Below are 19,624 nucleotides of genomic sequence, written 5' to 3'. Positions count from 1 at the left end.
GTTCTAAAAGTTTGAGTCATCAAACTTATTTCATGAAATCAGTTTTTTGTAAATAGAGTTTCAAATAAATTCACTATGATGACACTAGTGTGACAAATCTCAACGAGATTCGATCATAGTTCCAATAATTTTATCGAGTTCACTATGAAAATCATCGAAAGCACTATTGGCCGCGACAACATAGAAACGATTTAAGCTTGGAGCAAGCCATACCAGGGAAGAACTTAAAGTGTTCGAACCTGAGTGCATATAGGCATAACCTCTGGCCCACCCTCGATACACACTAATAAATCCACTATAAGAATAAGTTGAATTTTTAGGTGTAGAATAAAAGACAACTCGAACAGCATTTTTAAATGTCTTACTGTCCCCACGAATTCCACGCATGGTCTCTTCTAAGAACTTTGCCCAAGAACTAAGTGGGCAATGCACTCGACCGGCGGGAGAAAAAACTTTCGGGTTATCACTTAAAGGCCCAGGGGGAAGAGCGTAAATCTTTTTCGCCACTTGATAGTGCATCCACGGGGCATCGGGAGAGCGCTTACTTTTTCCAGGAGCACCCAGACCACAACCTTCCATCTTAAGAGGAATAAAGAGCTCACTCTTTAAAATATCTACAAAATCTTTTTGGTGAACAATCTCTAAGATATGGCCCAAAATAATGTGATTGATATTGCTATAGTGATATTCCTTTTTTCCCGTGGCCTTCATAGAAAGCACTCGGCTTAAAAGTCTCTTGCGATCTTCTTTGCCAGAGAGTTTAGACTTTAAAAATGACTTAAAAAACTCTCCCTTATCGAGAGAGAGAAGATCGATAACGAGTCCTGATCGCTGGGATAGAAGCTCGCCAATCGTAATTGACGAAACACTTTCGTGCATCTTCATTTTTAGAATACGAGAAATCTTTGTTTCAAAACTAAGATCTCCGCGATTAATTAACTTTGCCACCATATAGGCAGTCATTGATTTTGTATTTGAACCTAAATGAAAGGGGTCATTCTTTTTGATTTTCTCTTTATGCTTGTATGCGCGTAGGCCATGAGTGACTTCACTAAAGATTCCCTTTTCAAACTTCCCATAACTATGACCAATCATAGTAGGAAAGCTATTCAAACTAACAAGGGAAAGTATCAACAAACACAAAGTCTTTTTCAATTTACTTACTCCTCTTCAAGATCATCATCAAAATCAATTGCAAAGTCTTGAATATCATCAACAATCACCTTGTTTTCAGGAAAGACTTTGTAGGCGACAGATACACCTGATTTATGAACACTTTCTTGTGTTCCTGAAATAAGAGGATGCCAAGGCTCAAGTGGCTCACCTTCATGCAATTTACGATAAGCACAAGTCTTAGGAAGGTAAGAGAACTCTTCAAATGAATTTGGACCAAGCTTCATACACCCAGGAACGAGGGTCATGCGCTTTTCATAATTTGTACATCGACAAGTCTCAGGATCAAGTAGACGACAAGAAATCGAGGTATAGTGTACCTCTCCTGTATCTTCATCTTCCAATTTTACTAAACAACAGCGACCACAACCATCGCAAAGAGCTTCCCACTCCTGCTGGTTTAGTTCATCTAGTTTATATTTTTCCCAAAATTTATCTCTTATCACTGTGGCATTCTCGCTTTCAACCACTGACTGGCCTTTGTGCTATCGACAACCTTGAAACCTTTGATCATTTTAGGACCTGCACTAGGGCTAACAACAACATCTTGAATATAACCAAGTCTAGAAATTGTGAACGTGTATGAATCAGTTGCACTCATATAGCTTTCATAATCATTAAAGCCATCTTTCAAAGTTCTAAGACCATTAATCGCAAGAATTTCATCTCCTGCATTGAGTCCACCTTTATAAGCTGGGCCATCGAGAGCAACCTGGGAAATGACAACGCGATCAGTGAGAAATTTAGGCGTGAGTCCAAGCCATACCTTTGGAGCACTCTCCCACTCTACTTCAATACCTGCTTTATTGAAGAAGGCCTCAAAATCAATTTCATTGGTTGTTGAAATCATTGTATCAAAGTAATCACAAACATCCTTTCCAGCGATATCTGTAATCATTTTTAAAACTTCTTCTTTAACATAACCTTGTTCAGGTCTTTTCTTAAAGCCATCCCAAAGAGCGTCTAATAAGTCTGTAATGGACTTTCCTTTTTCATTCATCATGATATTGAGAACAAAAAAGACAAGCCCTCCCTTAAGGTAGTAACTAATTGATGAGTTATTAGAGTTTTCATCTGGACGATAAAGTTTGATCCAAGAATTAAAAGATGAATCTTCAAGTGAGTGAAACTTTCTACCAGGAATTGAATAATAGCGATTGAGATTCTTTTTCATCAATTCGAGATACTCCTCTAAAGTAACGAAATCCAATCGATACATAAAGAGCTGATCCATAAAAGATGTTAGGCCTTCAGTTAACCAATGCATTCTCGTTTTAGCTTCATTGAGATAATCAAAAGGACCAAGTTCAATTGGTCGAATACGCTTTACATTCCACGTGTGAAAGTACTCATGGGCAACGAGCTCTAAAAAGCCCACATATTTCTTTCTCTCAGTCATTGAACGCGAGCAGTACTGAAGGGCCGTCGAATTTAAGTGTTCTAGACCACCAAAGAGACCAGGGCCATAATGAGTGATAAACGTGTACTTATCATAAGGAATATCTCTCATTGTCTTTGAAACGTGTTCAACGATCTTTTTAATATCTTCTTTTAGTTCCCATTTATGAGGAAAGGTTCCCCCGTAAAAAGCGAGTTCGTGATCAATTCCCTCAACGCGAAAACCATCTGTTTCATGACAACCAATTTCAACAGGTGTATCAATCAATTCATCATAGTTTTTAGCTTGATAGAGAAACACTTCTCTCTTTGTTGAAATATCTTTTAAACCCGTTGTCACTTTAGACCAAAGTGGAGGAAATTCAATTTCTAAAGTAGGCCCTTCTATCTCTTTACCAACAACACCCATAAAGACACTAGGTCCATGAATAAATGCGTGAGAGCGATCGATATGAGAAGTTCTCACAGTGAGTTCATGACAGTAAATCTCATAGGTGATTTGAAACTCGTCTGAAGGCGTATTCAATTGGCTCTTATTCCAGTCCAAGCGATATACTCCTTTATCAACTTGCTCATGATAAAGAACTTCACCATTAGCGATTTCAGCCTTAAATGTACGAATATTTTTTCCGTACTCTCTCATTAAATAAGAACCTGGCGACCAACTAGGGAGGAAAAAAGAAATTTCGTTTTCTTCTGGCCCTTTGCGTCCATGAATGACGACCTGTAACATATGGTTTTCAGGGTTTTTTATGGCGATTTTATAGGAAAGTTTCATAGAGTCTTCCTTCTTTTATAATTTTTGCTTGTAAAATAGATTCGCGTTCGATACTAAAACCGAACTTGATTGCATCATAGTCGAAAAAACATACTCTCTCAACAAGAGGGACTCGCCTATGCTATCGAAATCACAACCCACAGGTGAATTATGCTCGAAACCCAAAATAAGATTAAAAGAGAACTTATCGTTCCTCCCGTTATCACATTTACTGATAGGGCCCTCCAAGAACTAGAGTTGATTATAGATAATGACTTTACTCTTAAAGGAAAATATTTTCGCTTATTAATCTCTGGGAAAAAGTGTGATGGGTTCACTTATTCTGCAGGTTTCACAGATCTAAAAGACGATGACTTTATTGTTCCAGTTCAAAACAATGAAACAGAACTAGAAATTATTGTTGATCCTTTTGCTGCATTCTATCTCGGTGAAACGACTGTAGAGTTCATCCAAAATCTTGAAGAAAACCAAGAGGGCTTTGTTATTACAAATCACTCACAAGATCTCTACAAGGGAAAGTTTTGGCGCCAAGACGAAACGAAGATCCCTCCTCTAAAAGAACTCACGAAATAGGATAATTCATGGATTATCGCTATCTCAAGGCCTTCATTTTAACGGCAGAAAATAAAAGTTTCTCTAAAGCCGCTGAAGAGCTTAAGATTGCCCAATCGGCGGTCTCTAGACAGATAAAACTCCTCGAGGAAAGTGTTGGCGAAGAGCTTATCATTCGTTCATCGAAAAAGGTTCTTCTCACTCACAAGGGAAAAGAACTTTTTATTGCGGCAACAAGCTTTGACCAAGTAAGTTCGAATATCTTCGAAAAAGAAGACAACCGTCCTCTTAAAATTGGGATTCTTAACGGTCTTCTCAAGACCTGGTTTAATCCTGTGCTCGTGAAGTTTTACAAAAAATATGATCGCAATATGAACATTCATATCGCCGATATCCCAGAACTTAGAAAAGGAATGGAAGAAGGACGATTTGATGCGATTTTCTCAATTGAGAATATTCAATCAGAATTAATCTCTTCTTTAAAACTCTTTGATGAGAAATTGGTCTTAATCTCTAAGAGCGAAGTTGATCTTCAAAAGCTTCACGAATACCGTTGGATCACATTCTCAGAGGGTGACAACCTCTTTTCGGTAACAAAGAAAAGAAGCGAGCGCATCACTAATGTTGATTCTATTTCAACGATCATTAATCTTGTAAAAAATAATGTTGGAATTGCCGTGGTCCCTGACCACGTTCTTAAGAAAACTGATAATCTTGTGATTACAGAAATGCCAGAATTACCAAAGTCTGAGATCTACTTAACGACACTAAATTATAAAACAATGCCTAAGCAAATTAGAGAGCTACTTCAAGTCATGCCTGGTCCATAGGCCACTTTAGCGACAATACTTTACTCGACCCTTGGCCAACTTTCCATTATCACAGACAGTGAACTGCTGATAACTCTTACTTGAGTTCTCTAGATCATAGCCCCAGCGCTGTGGTTTGCCCTTTTTTAAATAAGGCCAACGAACGCGAAGCTCGATTGCCTTCTCACCTTCTTCAAGCCCAAAGTGAATCCCTTCCTCATTTTGAGATGGAAGGTTTCCATTGGAATACTCAACAAAACGCTTTTGAGTTCTCTTACTAGAAACAAGCTCAACTGTTGCTCCAATTCCAAAAGTATTGGCCTTTTTACCTCTTAAGTAAAAACGCAATCCTTTATTCTTATTCTCTGTTTTATTGATGAATGCATAGAGACGTGGCTTCATTCCATGGGCCCTTAATGAAGATTGCCCCGAGATAAAATCCATCTTCCCATCACCATTAATATCAAGTGAAATTATTCCGGAAGGATTCACTAAATCGATCCCATAATCCTTTCCCTTATCTACGAGCTCATGATCTTTTGTTTGTTCAAAGAGAATGAGTCTTGAGTGAGGAGGAAAACCTGAATTTTCAACTAGCACATCACTGAGTCCATCATTATTAAAGTCGGCCCAAATAGCGCGTCGATCCCCTTGATTCCAATTGAGTGTTCCATCACTCATGTAATATTCGCTTCGAATAAACTTTGGTGGAAAATTTGGTGAAGCACCAGTTAGAACACTCGATCTATCACGAGTTTCATTATCGATACTTCGAGTTAACTCACCTGTTAAAACGTCATATATCCCATCATTGTTATAGTCATTACAAACGGCAAAGAAGCTATTTCCCCCACCTCTTAGGTTTAATTTACCAAGATCATCTTGAGCAAACCCTGAACTCTCTGCGTAGTCTCTAAAGATACGATCTTTATTTTTTCGATCATAGAGGTTCATCCATAATTTATTCAAATGACCATCTGAATTTGATGTCATGATATCGGGGTAACCGTTGTCATCTAAATCACAAATCCCCACACCAAATGTCGGGCGGGCATTAACAAAACGTTTCTCATCTTCGTTAAATTTTAATTCATCTTCTAAAAGATAAGTTACTTCCTTTGCCTGCTTAGTCTTGTCCGATTGTCCTTTAAAAATTCGATTTGTCACAAGTCCAGGAGGGTTCTCCTTTAGATCAAACCAATTGGCCTCAAATACATCCAACTCACCATCGAGATCGTAATCTAAAATAGCGAGTGAAGAAGTAGGATTAAACTTCATCCTATCGACTGGATTAACAAATTCTTCATAGCGAAAATGAGGATTGTTCTTATCAGGAGCACGGCCGACAAAGATTCGAAGCGCCCGAGGAGTCAGTTCAGTTTTTTGATTGAGAACCCCTACGATAAGATCGTAAAGGCCGTCTCTATTAAAATCGGCAAAAATTAAATAAGAAGCCTGAACACCTTCAGGAAGAGGACTTTCAACCTGAGTAAATCTGGCCTTTTTCGTTCTTTTAAAAAAGCGTGGAGCGGAATAATAAGAGGGAAGACTTACAAGATCTGTATCACCATCACCATCAAAATCAACGGCATAAAGATGGATAGCGCTTTGGCCATCAAGTCCTAGCTCTTTTGTCGCATCTTTAAATGTTGGAGATTCTTTTTCTACAGGTCCGTAGTTGCGAACAGTTCGTCGCGACTTTTTGACTTCACGTTTCTTTTTAAAATGCTCTTTCACACTAGAACATGAGATCAGTCCTAGTGTGAGAGCAAGCGTCCATGCAATTTTTTTCATAATTTTTAGTAATCAATAATATCTAGTCCGTAACCATCGTAGTCACAAACAGACTTACTTACCTTCTCAACAGTTTTGTCATTGTTCTTATGCATTGACTTTAGATTGTTCACAAAGTTTTTACGACTTTCTTTAAGAGCAATCTTAGCAAGTCCAAGAACATAGTCTTTTTTATCTTGAGCAACATCATCTTTTTCGAGAATCGCTGTCGTTCTCGACATAACGGCGATCATGACATAGAGATTAATAACCATGTCGGCAATTCTTTGCTGAGGTAGTTCATGATCAATTATTTTCTTACCGTATTTAATAAGAGTATTTTCAACCTGGTTAGCAAATCCACCTAACATGCCAGAGAAATTTGCTGCGTAGTCTTCTAGTTCTGGATGAACACCAGTAAGAGTCTTCGACATTACACGGCTAACTCTCTTTTTAGCGAAGTCAGTAAGAACACCAAGAGACTTAATTGGATCTTGAAGAGCTTTTGAAACATCGGCAACCTTACCAAGTTCTTTCAGTCCATCAGCTGGACCTTTCATTCCAGAAAGAGCAAGGAAACAACGAAGAATTTCATTTGTTCCTTCAAAGATAAGGTTAATTCTTGAATCCCTCATAATTCTTTCATATGGGTATTCTTTCATATAACCGTTACCAGCAGCAATTTGCATTCCAGTATCTACAACAGTCCAAAGAGATTCTGAACCATAGATCTTACATACTGCTGTTTCTAAGTAATAGTCTTTAAGACCTTTACACATATTTCCAGTTGTCATGTAAACAATTGATTCAGTTGCATAACAACGAGCGGCCATATAAGAGAGCTTATCTTGAATAATTCCAAATTCAGCAATTGATTTTCCAAATTGCTTTCTTCCTTTAGCGTGTTCAGTTGCAAGTTTTAGAATCGTCTTCATTCCACCAACACATCCAGCACCTAGAGAAAGACGACCAGAATTGAGAACGTTCATTGCAATCTTAAAACCTTTACCAGGCTCACCAATCATATTTGATGCAGGAACGACGACTTTATCAAAGTAAACCGCACGAGTTTCAGAAGCACGGATTCCCATTTTATTTTCTTTTTCACCAAAAGAGACACCTTCCATATCTTTTTCAACGATAAAACATGAAATCTTCTCTTTCACTTCCCCATTCACTTCGTGATCAGTTTTACAAAATACTGAATAGAAATCAGCTGATCCAGCATTTGTAATCCAAAGCTTTTGACCAGTGATCGTATAAGTTCCGTCATCATTTTTAACGGCCTTAGTCTTAATTGAATAAGCATCAGAACCAGACCCTGGTTCAGTTAAGCAGAATGCAGCAAGTTTCTCACCACTAGCAAGAACTGGTAGCCACTTTTCTTTTTGCTCATCAGAACCTTCATTTAAAAGAGCGCGATAACCAATCGACTGGTGAGCACCAAGCATTGTCGCAGTTGAACCGTCCATTGAAGCAACTTCTGCAAAAACACGAGAATAAAGAGAATAATCTAGCCCCATTCCTCCATGTTCCTCAGCTACACCAAGACCGCAAAGCCCCAAGGCCGCAAGTCCATCAATGACATCTTTTGGAATCACTGCTTCGTGATCAAATTTTTCTCCATCAATATTATCTTCGCCAAATTTTGCGACAGCAGAAGTCATCTCTTTGGCCATCTCAACTTGTTCTTCGTTGAAATGAGGAAATGGGAATACGGCAGCTTCATCCACTTCTCCATAAAAAAGAGATCCAACAACTGAATCTAATACCGGTTCTTTTTTATCCGTCATACATAGTCCTTCATGGTTAGAATTATTTCGATTTATCATTATTGTAGCAATGGACTAGGAAATATGAAAACATAAAAATATTCCCGACACTTTTACACGGTTTTCTATGTGTCATAATTTTCCTTTACCTTCACACTTGAAGGGAGACCCCTAAGTCGCTTAAAATAAAATAGTATAGTATAATAGAAATCGATAATTTTTCTTCGAAAACAAAAGAGAACCGTTTGAAGTTTTTAGACAAGTTAAAAAATAAATTCAAAAAAGGTGATGCCGAAGCCCATGAAGAAGAGGGTTACGAGTTTGACGACCAAGAAAATCAGGACGAACTCGAGGACCTCGAGGCCCTTGAAAAGACACAGGAAATCCAAATACAAATGGATGAATCTTCTGATGTCATTATCGATGATACTCTTGAAGAGCCTGTAGAGCATGACCAAATTGAACTTAATGAACACTCAGACAGTTCTGAAGAAGAATTTTTTATTGTTGATGATGAAGATTTTGATCCAACTGCAGACGGGCAAACAGCTGAACACGCTCTCAGTGAACTAGAATCGAGAGGTGAATTAGAGTTTGCGGACTCAACAGAACTTGAGGATCTTCCGCCAGACTTTGAAACACCAAGCGACGAAGATATCGACAAAGGGCTTGAAGAGCTCATGCAATCGAGACCTGAAGAAATTCAGGAATACTCCCCTTCAACAACTGAGACTCATGAGGAAATTCCTTCAATTGATCAAGTTCTAAGCCAAGCGCAGGAACAAGAACATAAAAACTTTCATGAAGATGAAGAATATGATGAATTTGAAGATGAATTAGTTCTCTCATCAATTGACGATGAAGAAGTTGTTATTGATATCAATGATGAATTAGAAGACGAAGGAGAAAAGGCCAACTTTTTTCAAGCAGCGCTTGCTTCTATAAAGTCTCTACTTTCAAAAAATTCACAAGAATCTGACTCGAAAATCTCATCTTTGACAATGTTATCCAATAAAATAGACCTAAAAAGTCTAACATTTGATGACATTATGAAAACACTTTACTCACCAGAATTAAGACCGGCCATTCACAAGGGATTCCTTGTTTCAAGTGTTGTCGTCGCCTCTTATGTTGGTGGGAGCCTCACCTCTCAGTTTCTTGAAAAGCAAGTAAGCTCAGAGAAAAAAGACTCTGCCCCTTCTCTTGGCGCTGATCAAAGAGTGTTGTGGCGTCAAGAAGTAGCAGTTCTCGATAGGACCAACCCTTTCAACATCAAACTAAACGAAAGCAACGTACCAAAGGGGCCCAAGGGACCTGTTAAAATTGACGAAGACCTCATTTGCCACAACGCAAAAACAAAAAGCGCCCTACCACTTAAACTGCTTAATACGATTGTTCTTCAGGACTCTGTGAAATCGATCGCCTCAGTTCAAAACCGTGGAAAGATGCTCAGCCTCTATGAAGGTGACAAAATTAACGGAATGGCCGAGATTGGAAAGATTGACAGTGCAAGAGTGATCTTTAAAAATCTAAGAAGTGGTGAATGTGAATATATTGAGAGTAAAAAGAGTAAAGAGAGATTAAAGCCTATTAAAGTTGTATCCCCTGAAGTCGGATCTAAACTTATTGCTGAAACTAAAAATGACAGTATCAAGCAAACAGGAAACTCATTTACGATAAAAAAATCTTATCGTGACCAAATGCTCAAAAATGTTGGAACTCTCCTAACACAGGCGAGAGCTATTCCAATTAAAAACCCAGATGGAACACTTTCATTTAAAATGGTTGAGATTGTACCAGGAAGTCCATTCTCTCAACTCAATGTACAAAATGGAGATATCATCACATCCATCAATGGTAAAAAGTACTCTAATATTAATGAGCTCATGGCCTTATTTGGTCAGCTAAAGAATAATGATAAATACTCAATTAGCGTCAAGCGTGATGGAGTAGATCAAGTTTTTGATTATAACTTTGAATAGAAAAATATGACGAAGGATCGTGTGCACATGAAAAGGAAATTCATTTCTCTTTCAACTACCCTAACAGTTGCGGCTATTTTAGCGCCAAACGCTTATGCCCAAAGCTTCAAAAAGTATGAATCAAAGACTCAATTTGATTCGAACCCTAAATCAGTGAGCACACTTGTTCCCGATTCAGGTAAAGATGCTTTTGGCAGAGATAAATCAGATATCCAAGGCGATCTACCTGCTAAAAATAGCAAGTACGTTAACCTCAACCCTGAAACAGCATTTGGTCCAGAGGTTATTACAACTTTTGATTTTGAAGATACTTCCCTGGAAGAATTAACAAAGCATATGCAAAAGTTAACTGGTATCAACCTGATTATGGACAAAGACCTTAAGGGTAAAGTGTCGATCACAGCGCCTCAGCCTATTACTGTTGGTGATGCGTGGAAGGCCTTTCTTACGGCCCTCAACATGAAAGGCTACACTCTTGTTAAGTCTGGAGCTTTCTATAAGATTGTACAAACCAGAGAGATCCGCTACACGCCTACAAAAATCTATACAGGTGAATATACTCCAGAGACGGAAAACTTCTCAATGAGAATTATTCCTCTTAAAAACGTCTCTTCAAGTGAGTTAACTCGATCATTTAGACCATTCATGTCACGTTATGGACGTATTATTGAAATCAAACAAACTAATACAATTATCATTCAAGATTCTGGGACAAATATTAACAGACTTGTAAGACTGATTCGTTTCATTGACGTCCCTGGCCACGAAGAGTCTCTTCAAATTATCCCTGTTAAGAACTCTTCTGCTCAAGAGATTGCAAAACTTCTCGACAGTATCTTAAAGGGTGACTCAGCTAAGACGAAAAGAATCCGTTCTAGTTCAACTCGCTCAATTTCAGATATCAAACTTACTGCTGAACCGAGAACAAACTCTATCATTGCTATGGCAACTGAAGATGAAGCGAACCAACTTAAGAGACTTATTGATAAACTTGATCAAAAGACCATTTCTTCTCAGTCTGGTCAGATTCACGTTTACTACCTCAACCACAAAAGTTCAGAGGCGATCTCAAAAACTCTCTCTTCTCTTGTCTCAAACACGCAATCAGCGAAAAAGGCAACATCGAGATTTTCAAAGTTTTCAAGTAATGACTCATCAAGCTCACTATTTGCTAACGATGTTAAGATTACTTCAGATAAAGAAAATAACGCGCTTGTTGTAACGGCATCGCCTACAGACTACCTGATTATCAAGTCTGTTATTAAGAAACTCGATATTCCATCTGACCAAGTTTTTGTTGAAGGTCTTATTATGGAATCGAATCTTTCTAAAAACAAAGGATACGGTGTTAATATCATCGGTGCTTACGGTTCAGGAAATGCTGATAGAGCGGGATTCCTTGGTGGTTCACAAGATCTTCTAAGCCTTATTGGTGGACAATTTACAAGCCTTGGTGGTCTATTTATCGGTGGTGGAATCGGAAGTAAAGTCACAACTCAAGTGAATGGAGTTGATGTCGAAGTTAAGACAATCAACGGTCTCATTAGGGCCATTGCAAACAATGGTAATACAAACGTCCTTGCAACACCTGCTCTAATGGTACTCGACAATACAGAAGGTGTTTTTGAAGTTGGTGAAACAGTTCCAACTCCAGAGAGAACAGATGCTGCCAACGGATCAAGTTCAGTATCGATAAAACAACAAAAAGTTGCTCTAACTCTTAAAATTACGCCACAAATTAACAAGGCAACAAGAGTTATCACAATGAAAATTGACCAACAAATTGATGATTTTTCTAACCGTGCCCTACCAGATGGTCTTAGATCGGAAGGTGTTGCAACGACGACAAGAAAAACTGTTACAAGTGTTGTTGTTAGAGATAGAGACACAATCGCCATGGGTGGTCTCATGAGAGATAAAGAATCTGAAACAGAAAGCAAGGTTCCTCTTCTTGGAGATATTCCTGTCCTTGGATGGCTCTTTAGAAACTATGACAATAGAATTGAAAAAGTTAATATGACTTTCTTCCTAACTCCAAGAATTGTTTCAAGCTACTATGGTGCAGCTGATAATGTTCAAGATATACTTAATCGTCGTCATCACCACTTAAAAGACACTATGGGTGAAGAAGATCCATTTGGAACGACAGTTAAAGGTCTTTACGAAAAAGTTAAAAAACAAAAAGATGGTCCTCTCTACGATGAAAAAGAGAATAAGAAATTTCTTGATGAGAACAGAAACTCAGAAGGTATCGGCAATAATGATGTCGGTTCAAATATGATTGTTCCTAATTACAAGAATATCGCACAAGAGATTTCTAAAAAACAAGCTGGTGTTCAAAAGACACAAGACAATAAGTAGTAAGGGGAATCCGAGTGGTTCATGAAAATATTTTACAAAAAGTAGAATTTCATAAGGAGAAGATTGGACAACTTCTCCTTAAGCATACATCGCTAACTCAAGAGCAATTACAAGAAGCTCTCGATATGCAAAAAGAATCTGGACTCATGGTCGGGGAGATTCTTTTAAAGAAAAGTTACATTCACCCACATGACATTATCAAAGTAATCTGTCATCAGGTAGAAATCCCCTACATGAATGAGATCAAAGTTGATGAAATCGACCCAGAAATCATCAATAAGATTCCAATTAACTACTCAAAGCAAAATGAAATTCTTCCTATTTTAGAAACTCAAACTTCTGTTTCTGTCGTTATGACAGACCCATTTAAGTTTGATGCAATCAACGATTTTAGAGAGATCTTTAAAAAAGAAATCAAAATCATCGTTTCTTCTCCTTTGAAAGTAAATGATGCTATTAACCGTGTATACGAGAAGGCCAATAAGAACCTTGTCGACACACTAGAAGACGAGTTTGAAGAGAGCTTTGATCTAGACGGTCCTATCGATATCCTCGATGCTGGCGCCGATGAAGCTCCTGTTATTCGCTTTGTAAACTCTATTATTTTTAGGGCCGTTAAAGAAAAAGCATCCGATATTCATATTGAGCCCTATGAGAAAGAATCAGTTTATCGCTTTCGTATCAATCGAGTCATGAACGAAATTCTAAGACAGCCTCTCAAAACTCATTCGGCCGTGGCCTCACGTATTAAAGTTATGGCCAAGCTTGATATTGCAGAAAAACGTCTTCCTCAAGATGGTCGTATTCGAATTAAAATGGCCGGAAAGGACATTGATATTCGTCTTTCGACTGTTCCTGTTCAACACGGTGAACGTATAGTTATGAGGATTCTCGAAAAAAATAATACGATCCTAAACTTGAAGTCTCTTGGATTTCACGGACAAGTTCTCGACAATCTCATTGAACTTTCACAGAGAAAGCACGGTGTTGTTTACGTTTCAGGACCAACTGGTCACGGAAAGACGACAACTCTCTTTGCTATGCTTGATGAGATCAACACTCCAGATAGAATGATTATTACTGTAGAAGATCCGGTGGAATACGAAATTCCTGGAATCTCTCAGATTCAGGTTAATTCTAGAATCGAGCTTTCCTTTGCAGTGGCCCTTCGCTCTATCCTCCGTCAAAACCCTGATGTCATCATGGTTGGGGAAACCAGAGACTTGGAGACAGCAGAAATGGCAGTTCAGGCCTCACTTACAGGTCACTTTGTTCTTTCAACAATCCACACCAACGATGCCGCCTCAGCTCCTAACCGATTGATCGACATGGGTGTTCAGCCATTCCTTATCGCCTCATCACTAGCGGCGGTTCTAGCTCAAAGACTTATTCAAACTCTTTGCCCTGATTGCAAAGAGCCTCATACAAATCTAACTGAATTTGATATGGAAATGCTTGGTGCCCACTCTGTGCCAAATGATGCCACGATTTTTAAGGCCAAAGGTTGTCCTCGTTGTAACTACAAAGGTTATAGTGGAATGACCGTTGTATCGGAGCTCTTAATGATCGATGATCATATTCGTCCACTTGTCCTAAAGAAAGCTGATGCAAGTACGATAAAAAGAGTAGCAATGAAACATGGAATGCACTCTCTTCGCCAAGATGCCCTCGTTAAAGTTTTCAGAGGTGATACATCAATTGAAGAAATGTTTAGAGCAATTAACTCAGAAGAAGTGACAGAAGAATAAGGATTAATTTTCTATGGCGATATACGCTTTTAAAGGTCTCGATAAAAAAGGGACTGATATCAAAGGAAGCATTACAGCAGAAAATTTGGGGCAAGCTAAGCAAAAAGCGAAGGCCCAAGGGATTATGCTTCTTGAAATTAAAGAAAAGAAATCTTCTTCAAAAACTCCTGGAACCATAACGTTTGGCTCAGGTGTTTCAGTAGATGATCTCTCCTTAATGACTCGTCAGCTCGCCACTCTTTTGAAGGCCAAGGTTCAAATTGTCGAGGCCCTTAGTGCACTGATTGACCAAACAGAAAGTGAAAAATTAAAACTTGTCCTCTCAGAGGTTCGCCAAAAAGTTAATGAAGGTTCTTCCCTAGCAAAGTCACTTGGTGATTACCCTAAAATCTTTGATCATATCTACGTTAATATGGTTGAGGCCGGAGAGAGTTCGGGAACTCTTGAGCTTGTTCTTTTAAGACTTGCAGAATTTACAGAGTCACAAGTAAAACTCAAAACAAAAGTAAAAGGTGCCCTCATGTATCCAGTGATCATGATGACTATCGCCTTTTTACTTTTTTTAATCATCTTTATTTTTGTTATTCCAAAAATTACTAAAATGTTTCAAAAAAAGAAAATGGAACTCCCACTACTAACTGAGGTTTGTATTGCGATTTCTGATTTTCTTATCAATTACTGGTTCATCGTTATTGCGATGCCTTTTGTCTTTTTCTATCTCTTTAAGAGATGGACAAGTAGACCAAAGGGAAAGAGAACTTGGGATGGAATCGTTTTAAAAATTCCTCAGGCGGGAAGAATTGTTTCCATGATCAATATCGCACGTTTTACCTCAACTTTAGCAACACTCCTCAATTCGGGTGTTCCGATATTAGCATCACTTAAAATTGTTTCAAATCTTGTTGGTAACGTTCACATGAAAGAAACCATTGATAAGTCCCGCGTTAGCGTTGCCGAAGGTTCAACTCTTGCTGGTCCTTTAACGCAATCGGGTTACTTCCCTCCTATGGTGACACATATGATTTCTCTTGGAGAAAAATCTGGTGAACTTGAGCCTATGCTTAAAATCGTTGCTGAAAATTATCAAGAGCAGGTAGATTCTAAGCTTAGTGGACTCACGTCAATTCTTGAACCTATAATGATTATAGTTATGGGTATAGGGGTTGCCATTGTCGTCTTTGCCGTTATCATGCCAATGATGGAACTAAACTCAATTAAATAATCCATTCATAAAGAAGGAGATTTCATGGATACTGCTAAACAAACTGCAGCGCAGACAGCGAAACATTCACAATCAGGTTTCTCTCTTATCGAGATTCTGATTGCACTTACTCTACTAGGTCTTGCAGGTACTTTTGTAGCTGGACGTATTTTTGACCAACTTCATGAAGGTCGTGTGAAATCGGCTAAAATTCAAATGAACTCTTTTTCAGGTCTTTTAAAAGACTTCAAAAGAAAATGTGGTTTCTACCCAACGTCTGAGCAAGGTCTTGATGCTCTTGTTGCTAAACCAACTTCTGGACGTGAGTGTAGAAGCTATCCAGCAAATGGTTTCGTTGAAGATGGTGAAGTACCTCTCGATCCATGGGACTCTCCATACAACTACACTTCAGATGGAAGAAGCTACAATATCTTCTCATTTGGTGGTGATGGACTTGAAGGTGGAGAAGGCGAAGATGCCGATGTTTACCTAAAGGACAAGCAATCGAACTAATTTCATGAATAAATTTGTTCAAAATAAGCAAGGGTTCACGCTCATTGAGATTCTCGTGGCCCTTGCTATCCTAGCACTTACAGCAACGATGATGATCGGTTTTTTTGATACCGACCGCGCCGAGCTAGATAAAGCGGCATCAACTCTAGAAAAAGCTGTTGCTCTTAGCGAATCTGAAGCAATTTATCGAAACTCATTTACAAGAATTTTCTTTGATTTAAAAAGCGATACTGACCTAGAATACTCAGATAACCCAGTTATTCTTTCGACGCCTCAAATCTATACTGTTCAATATGGAACAGATAGCAAGATCACGATAGATCCTGAGCTGTTTCAAATTGATGAAGATGAGGACGATGAAGAGCTTTTAGCTCTTTCAAAAAAACAAGAACAAAATTTTCAACCCCTTCCTGAGCTTGAAGAAGGTAAAGTAGAAATTGCCAGTACTGTACGCATTTTCTCTATTGGATCTTCTTTGCTAAAATCTAATGTAACGGAAGGAAAAATAGCTCTTTATACATTCCCTAATGGAGAGAAAGATGCAGGGATTATTATCCTTGGAACAACTTCCGAGCTAGTCTCCTTAACCATAGAGCCCTTCTCATCTCGTACAGAAAGAAGGTATTATGATATTAGAGGCAAACAAATAGAAGAAATTAGGGAAATTGTAGAAGGAATCTACAACGAATGGCTCAAAAAATAGAAAAACATAGATCTCAAGATGGTTATCTCATCATCGAATCATTGATGGCCCTCCTCTTAGGAGCGACCATTGCCTTAACGTTTATTTTCACTTCAACAAGTAATCTCACTAAATCTGACCGACTAAGAAAAGAGCTCCTTATGAAGTCAATCTGTGAAGAGCAAATGAATCTTCTCATAGAGAATCCTCCTCGATTTGATGAGCGCCTCACTCTAACGGCCGAAGAAACTAATTTTGAATACAAAGAAGAAAATGGCTCAGACAAATACGAAAAAACTTATAAAATAAAGACAACATATAAAAGGCTTGAAATCCCTGGTCTAGACCAAATCCAAGGAAAAGATGAGCAGAATGAAGATGAGAATGCACAGACAAACCAAAAGATTATGGAGAATGTAAAAAACAATATCAAGGAAATGATCTGGCAAGTACGAATCGAAGTTATTGATCCTGATGAACCCGAGAATATTTTCTCTCTTTCTAGCTATCTCTATAACGACAAGGCCATGGTGAAAATTGATGCACTCTAATTCATCCTCATCACAAAATGGTTTCTCTCTGTTAGAAGTCCTTGTTGGTCTTTTTCTGATTACTTTTATATCAATGGGAATGATCTCAACGATCGATACAGTCACAACAAACTTAGATACTCTTTCAGATGAAGACCCTCCTTACTATCAAGTAGAATCGTTCTTTCAAAAGATTCAACAAGACATTAATGCCATCTACACGCCACTCTATTATACAGTTGAGCAATCGAGTAAAGCTTCAAGTGATGAGAACTCTTCCTATGATCAAAGGGCCAAGGCCTATGACAATTCAGAAACTTTTCCAAAAGTAGCGCAAGACGCTAGACCAATTCCCCTATTAGATTCTCCAGAGAAAAATACACTCATTATTTATACAAGTAACCATAGGCGCGTTCTAAAAAATAGTAAGCAATCAAATTATTCTTGGATACGCTACAGTGTGACAGATATGGAAAAAAGCCCTGATGATGAGTATGAGGATAAAAATAAAGACTATAACCAACGCATTGTTAGAACCTCTATTGCAGAGAATGTCTATGCTCCTCAATTTGACTGGGATTCTCAAAAGAAAATTACACTTCTTGAAAATGTAAAACAGCTTCAATTTCTATTTTGGAAAAAAGATGAAGGTTCCATTGGTATCAAAGGAAAATTTGTCGACAATATAAAACTTCTCAATGGTAAGGCCCCAAGACTTTTCAAGGTAAAGGTTCTTTGGAGTAACCCAGGTCTAGGTCCAAGAGAATTTAATCGTGTCTTTCGCGTTCAGTGGCCAAACTTTGATACTAAGAAAGATTGGGAAGAATACCAAAAAGCACTGAAGGCCAATCAAAAAAATACGAAATCAAATAACACTCCGGCCAATGGAGGCTTCTTAGGTAATGGTCTCTCCCAAGATGAAGATGAAGAGGATAGGGGCGCAGAAGAGTAATGAAAAATACTAGAAAAAACCAAGAGGGATTTACTCTCGTTATTGTTCTTATTAGCTTAGTAACACTCACTTTCCTTTCAATGGAAATTATGACTCTCAACGAGTGGAACTCTTATAAGGGCTACAACATCGTTGATAAAGCACAAGCTAAGCTTAATGCTGAATCAGGAATTAACGTCTCGCTAGCAAAGCTTCGTGTCTACAAAGAAGCCTGGAATCTTCTTGAAAAAAACCCTTCTATTAAGAAAGTCATCCCTCCTTCAACTGCAGAGAAGATGGTAACCTACCCTTTTGTCTACCCTATACCCATACCAGATGGTGCAAATGTCATTCAAAAACAGGCCATCGGAAAGTTTGAAGAAGATTCTCTATTAAGCCCGAATTCAGGAATCACCCTTTCGATGCAATCAATTAGTGGTTTTTTGAATCCCAATCTTCTTAGGATTCCAAAAAAAGACGAGAATGAATCGGACAAAAACTCACAAAATTCGCAAGATGATGATGGTGAAAGTGATAAAGAATCTCCTCAAGTTCTCATCGAAAAGAAGTTGATCTCAACACTGGAAAGTTTGATTAAAAACAAATCAGAGACAAGCGAGAGGTTTGCAACAAAATTTGCCAATATTCGACCTACTCTTCTCATTAAAGAACTTAAATTCTTTGTTAATGAACCCGGTGATTTTAAAGATGTTGAATTAGGAGAAATTGAGCCTTTATACAGCTCTTACAATATCACCCCAAAACATGCTCCACTATCGAGCTTGGAAGAACTCCACCTTCTTCAAGGCTGGGATGATGAGCTAATTGAACTGATTAAGCCTCGCCTTTCAGTCAATGAAGTTACTTTTATTCAATTGAACAATATCACTGCAGGAGATCTCAAGGTTATTTTCCCTTCGATTACTGATGATCAAGTGAAAGAATTTTTCAAATACCGTGATGGTGATCCAGAAAAAGAGATAGAACCAAGCCCATTTAAAAATATTGAGGAATTTAAGCAGGCCCTTGTTGAGAAACTTGGAATTGTTGATTCATCAACTTTTGACAAAAGAATCAAAGAACTGAATGACGCAGGTTTAAAATTAGGTGTTGCTGGAAAGCTTTTTAAAGTGACCTCTACCGGAAAATCTAATGAAACAACTTATACTATTGAGGCGATCATTGATTTACCAGTTAAACCTAAACCAATCAGTAAAGATAATAAGAATAGTTCATCAAAAACTCAAACGAACAAAACCGACCTAGTTAATCAGGATAATGATCAAGATCAAAGTCAAACAAATAACAACTCAAACAAATCCGGAGAAGAAAAAGAAGAGGTCTTTCTCATGGAACCACGAGTCGTCGATTTGCGTGTTATTTAAATAGGAAAATTCTTTTTTTCTGGAGCTTTTTGTTCT

16 protein-coding genes are annotated in these 19,624 nt (G+C 38.2%); 11 read left to right on the top strand and 5 right to left on the bottom strand.

The window, feature by feature from the left end:
- Positions 1-99: 99 nt before the first annotated feature.
- Genes HBN50_RS04330 through HBN50_RS04320 form a run of 3 tightly spaced genes read right to left on the bottom strand, consistent with a single transcriptional unit; the run spans position 100 to position 3,349 of the window.
- Positions 100-1,155, bottom strand: coding sequence for a serine hydrolase domain-containing protein (locus HBN50_RS04330; RefSeq protein WP_273868226.1), 1,056 nt, complete (start codon positions 1,153-1,155; stop codon positions 100-102).
- Positions 1,156-1,160: 5 nt separating this feature from the next.
- Positions 1,161-1,619: a YcgN family cysteine cluster protein gene (locus tag HBN50_RS04325; protein ID WP_273868224.1), complete on the bottom strand. Its 459-nt coding sequence runs from the start codon at positions 1,617-1,619 to the stop codon at positions 1,161-1,163.
- Positions 1,616-3,349 carry a M61 family metallopeptidase gene (locus HBN50_RS04320; RefSeq protein ID WP_273868222.1) on the bottom strand — a complete coding sequence of 578 codons (1,734 nt, stop codon included), beginning with the start codon at positions 3,347-3,349 and terminating at the stop codon, positions 1,616-1,618. Before HBN50_RS04320 ends, HBN50_RS04325 begins: the two co-directional genes overlap by 4 nt.
- Positions 3,350-3,499: 150 nt before the next feature.
- On the opposite strand from HBN50_RS04320, the gene HBN50_RS04315 reads away from it, so the two are divergent.
- Together HBN50_RS04315 and HBN50_RS04310 are read left to right on the top strand one after the other, a co-directional pair.
- Positions 3,500-3,922, top strand: a complete 423-nt coding sequence (locus HBN50_RS04315) for a HesB/IscA family protein (RefSeq protein ID WP_273868220.1) — start codon at positions 3,500-3,502, stop codon at positions 3,920-3,922.
- Positions 3,923-3,930: 8 nt separating this feature from the next.
- Complete coding sequence (locus HBN50_RS04310) at positions 3,931-4,731, top strand: LysR family transcriptional regulator (RefSeq protein WP_273868218.1); 801 nt, start codon at positions 3,931-3,933, stop codon at positions 4,729-4,731.
- Between the two features lie 6 nt (positions 4,732-4,737).
- Here the strand turns inward: HBN50_RS04310 and HBN50_RS04305 are convergent, their stop codons facing one another.
- Together HBN50_RS04305 and HBN50_RS04300 are read right to left on the bottom strand one after the other, a co-directional pair.
- A complete protein-coding gene (locus HBN50_RS04305; protein ID WP_273868216.1) occupies positions 4,738-6,504 on the bottom strand; it encodes a CRTAC1 family protein in 1,767 nt (588 codons plus the stop codon).
- Positions 6,505-6,509: 5 nt separating this feature from the next.
- A complete protein-coding gene (locus tag HBN50_RS04300; RefSeq protein ID WP_273868215.1) occupies positions 6,510-8,276 on the bottom strand; it encodes an acyl-CoA dehydrogenase family protein in 1,767 nt (588 codons plus the stop codon).
- A 224-nt stretch (positions 8,277-8,500) separates the two neighbouring features.
- On the opposite strand from HBN50_RS04300, the gene HBN50_RS04295 reads away from it, so the two are divergent.
- From HBN50_RS04295 to HBN50_RS04255, 9 genes are read left to right on the top strand one after another with little or no spacing between them, the layout of a single operon-like run.
- Positions 8,501-10,237, top strand: coding sequence for a PDZ domain-containing protein (locus HBN50_RS04295; RefSeq protein WP_273868213.1), 1,737 nt, complete (start codon positions 8,501-8,503; stop codon positions 10,235-10,237).
- Between the two features lie 27 nt (positions 10,238-10,264).
- On the top strand, positions 10,265-12,598 hold the full coding sequence (gspD, locus tag HBN50_RS04290) for a type II secretion system secretin GspD (RefSeq protein ID WP_273868211.1): 2,334 nt from the start codon (positions 10,265-10,267) through the stop codon (positions 12,596-12,598).
- A gap of 14 nt (positions 12,599-12,612) precedes the next feature.
- A complete protein-coding gene (gene gspE, locus HBN50_RS04285; RefSeq protein WP_273868209.1) occupies positions 12,613-14,346 on the top strand; it encodes a type II secretion system ATPase GspE in 1,734 nt (577 codons plus the stop codon).
- Between the two features lie 13 nt (positions 14,347-14,359).
- Complete coding sequence (gene gspF, locus HBN50_RS04280; protein WP_273868208.1) at positions 14,360-15,568, top strand: type II secretion system inner membrane protein GspF; 1,209 nt, start codon at positions 14,360-14,362, stop codon at positions 15,566-15,568.
- A gap of 24 nt (positions 15,569-15,592) precedes the next feature.
- A complete protein-coding gene (gene gspG, locus HBN50_RS04275) occupies positions 15,593-16,060 on the top strand; it encodes a type II secretion system major pseudopilin GspG (RefSeq protein WP_273868207.1) in 468 nt (155 codons plus the stop codon).
- A gap of 4 nt (positions 16,061-16,064) precedes the next feature.
- Positions 16,065-16,763, top strand: a complete 699-nt coding sequence (locus HBN50_RS04270; protein WP_273868204.1) for a pilus assembly FimT family protein — start codon at positions 16,065-16,067, stop codon at positions 16,761-16,763.
- Entirely contained in the window at positions 16,748-17,293 is a 546-nt protein-coding gene (locus HBN50_RS04265; protein ID WP_273868203.1) for a hypothetical protein, read from the top strand. The genes HBN50_RS04270 and HBN50_RS04265 overlap by 16 nt, the downstream gene beginning before the upstream one ends.
- Positions 17,283-18,224, top strand: coding sequence for a PulJ/GspJ family protein (locus HBN50_RS04260; RefSeq protein WP_273868202.1), 942 nt, complete (start codon positions 17,283-17,285; stop codon positions 18,222-18,224). The genes HBN50_RS04265 and HBN50_RS04260 overlap by 11 nt, the downstream gene beginning before the upstream one ends.
- Entirely contained in the window at positions 18,224-19,588 is a 1,365-nt protein-coding gene (locus HBN50_RS04255) for a type II secretion system protein GspK (protein WP_273868201.1), read from the top strand. Before HBN50_RS04260 ends, HBN50_RS04255 begins: the two co-directional genes overlap by 1 nt.
- The last annotated feature ends 36 nt before the right edge of the window (positions 19,589-19,624 follow it).

The sequence above is a fragment of the Halobacteriovorax sp. GB3 genome, from assembly GCF_028649655.1.
GTDB lineage: Bacteria > Bdellovibrionota > Bacteriovoracia > Bacteriovoracales > Bacteriovoracaceae > BSW11-IV.
The sequence above is the reverse complement of the archived record's forward strand: the minus strand, read 5'-3'. Positions and strand labels throughout refer to the sequence as shown.

What these genes read in the sequence shown, in the direction of transcription:
- HBN50_RS04320 (WP_273868222.1), bottom strand. Translation starts at nt 3,349, where the DNA reads ATGAAACTTTCCTATAAAATCGCCATAAAAAACCCTGAAAACCATATG.
- HBN50_RS04315 (WP_273868220.1), top strand. Translation starts at nt 3,500, where the DNA reads ATGCTCGAAACCCAAAATAAGATTAAAAGAGAACTTATCGTTCCTCCC.
- HBN50_RS04310 (WP_273868218.1), top strand. Translation starts at nt 3,931, where the DNA reads ATGGATTATCGCTATCTCAAGGCCTTCATTTTAACGGCAGAAAATAAA.
- HBN50_RS04305 (WP_273868216.1), bottom strand. Translation starts at nt 6,504, where the DNA reads ATGAAAAAAATTGCATGGACGCTTGCTCTCACACTAGGACTGATCTCA.
- HBN50_RS04300 (WP_273868215.1), bottom strand. Translation starts at nt 8,276, where the DNA reads ATGACGGATAAAAAAGAACCGGTATTAGATTCAGTTGTTGGATCTCTT.
- gspD (WP_273868211.1), top strand. Translation starts at nt 10,265, where the DNA reads ATGAAAAGGAAATTCATTTCTCTTTCAACTACCCTAACAGTTGCGGCT.
- gspF (WP_273868208.1), top strand. Translation starts at nt 14,360, where the DNA reads ATGGCGATATACGCTTTTAAAGGTCTCGATAAAAAAGGGACTGATATC.
- gspG (WP_273868207.1), top strand. Translation starts at nt 15,593, where the DNA reads ATGGATACTGCTAAACAAACTGCAGCGCAGACAGCGAAACATTCACAA.
- HBN50_RS04270 (WP_273868204.1), top strand. Translation starts at nt 16,065, where the DNA reads ATGAATAAATTTGTTCAAAATAAGCAAGGGTTCACGCTCATTGAGATT.
- HBN50_RS04265 (WP_273868203.1), top strand. Translation starts at nt 16,748, where the DNA reads ATGGCTCAAAAAATAGAAAAACATAGATCTCAAGATGGTTATCTCATC.
- HBN50_RS04260 (WP_273868202.1), top strand. Translation starts at nt 17,283, where the DNA reads ATGCACTCTAATTCATCCTCATCACAAAATGGTTTCTCTCTGTTAGAA.
- HBN50_RS04255 (WP_273868201.1), top strand. Translation starts at nt 18,224, where the DNA reads ATGAAAAATACTAGAAAAAACCAAGAGGGATTTACTCTCGTTATTGTT.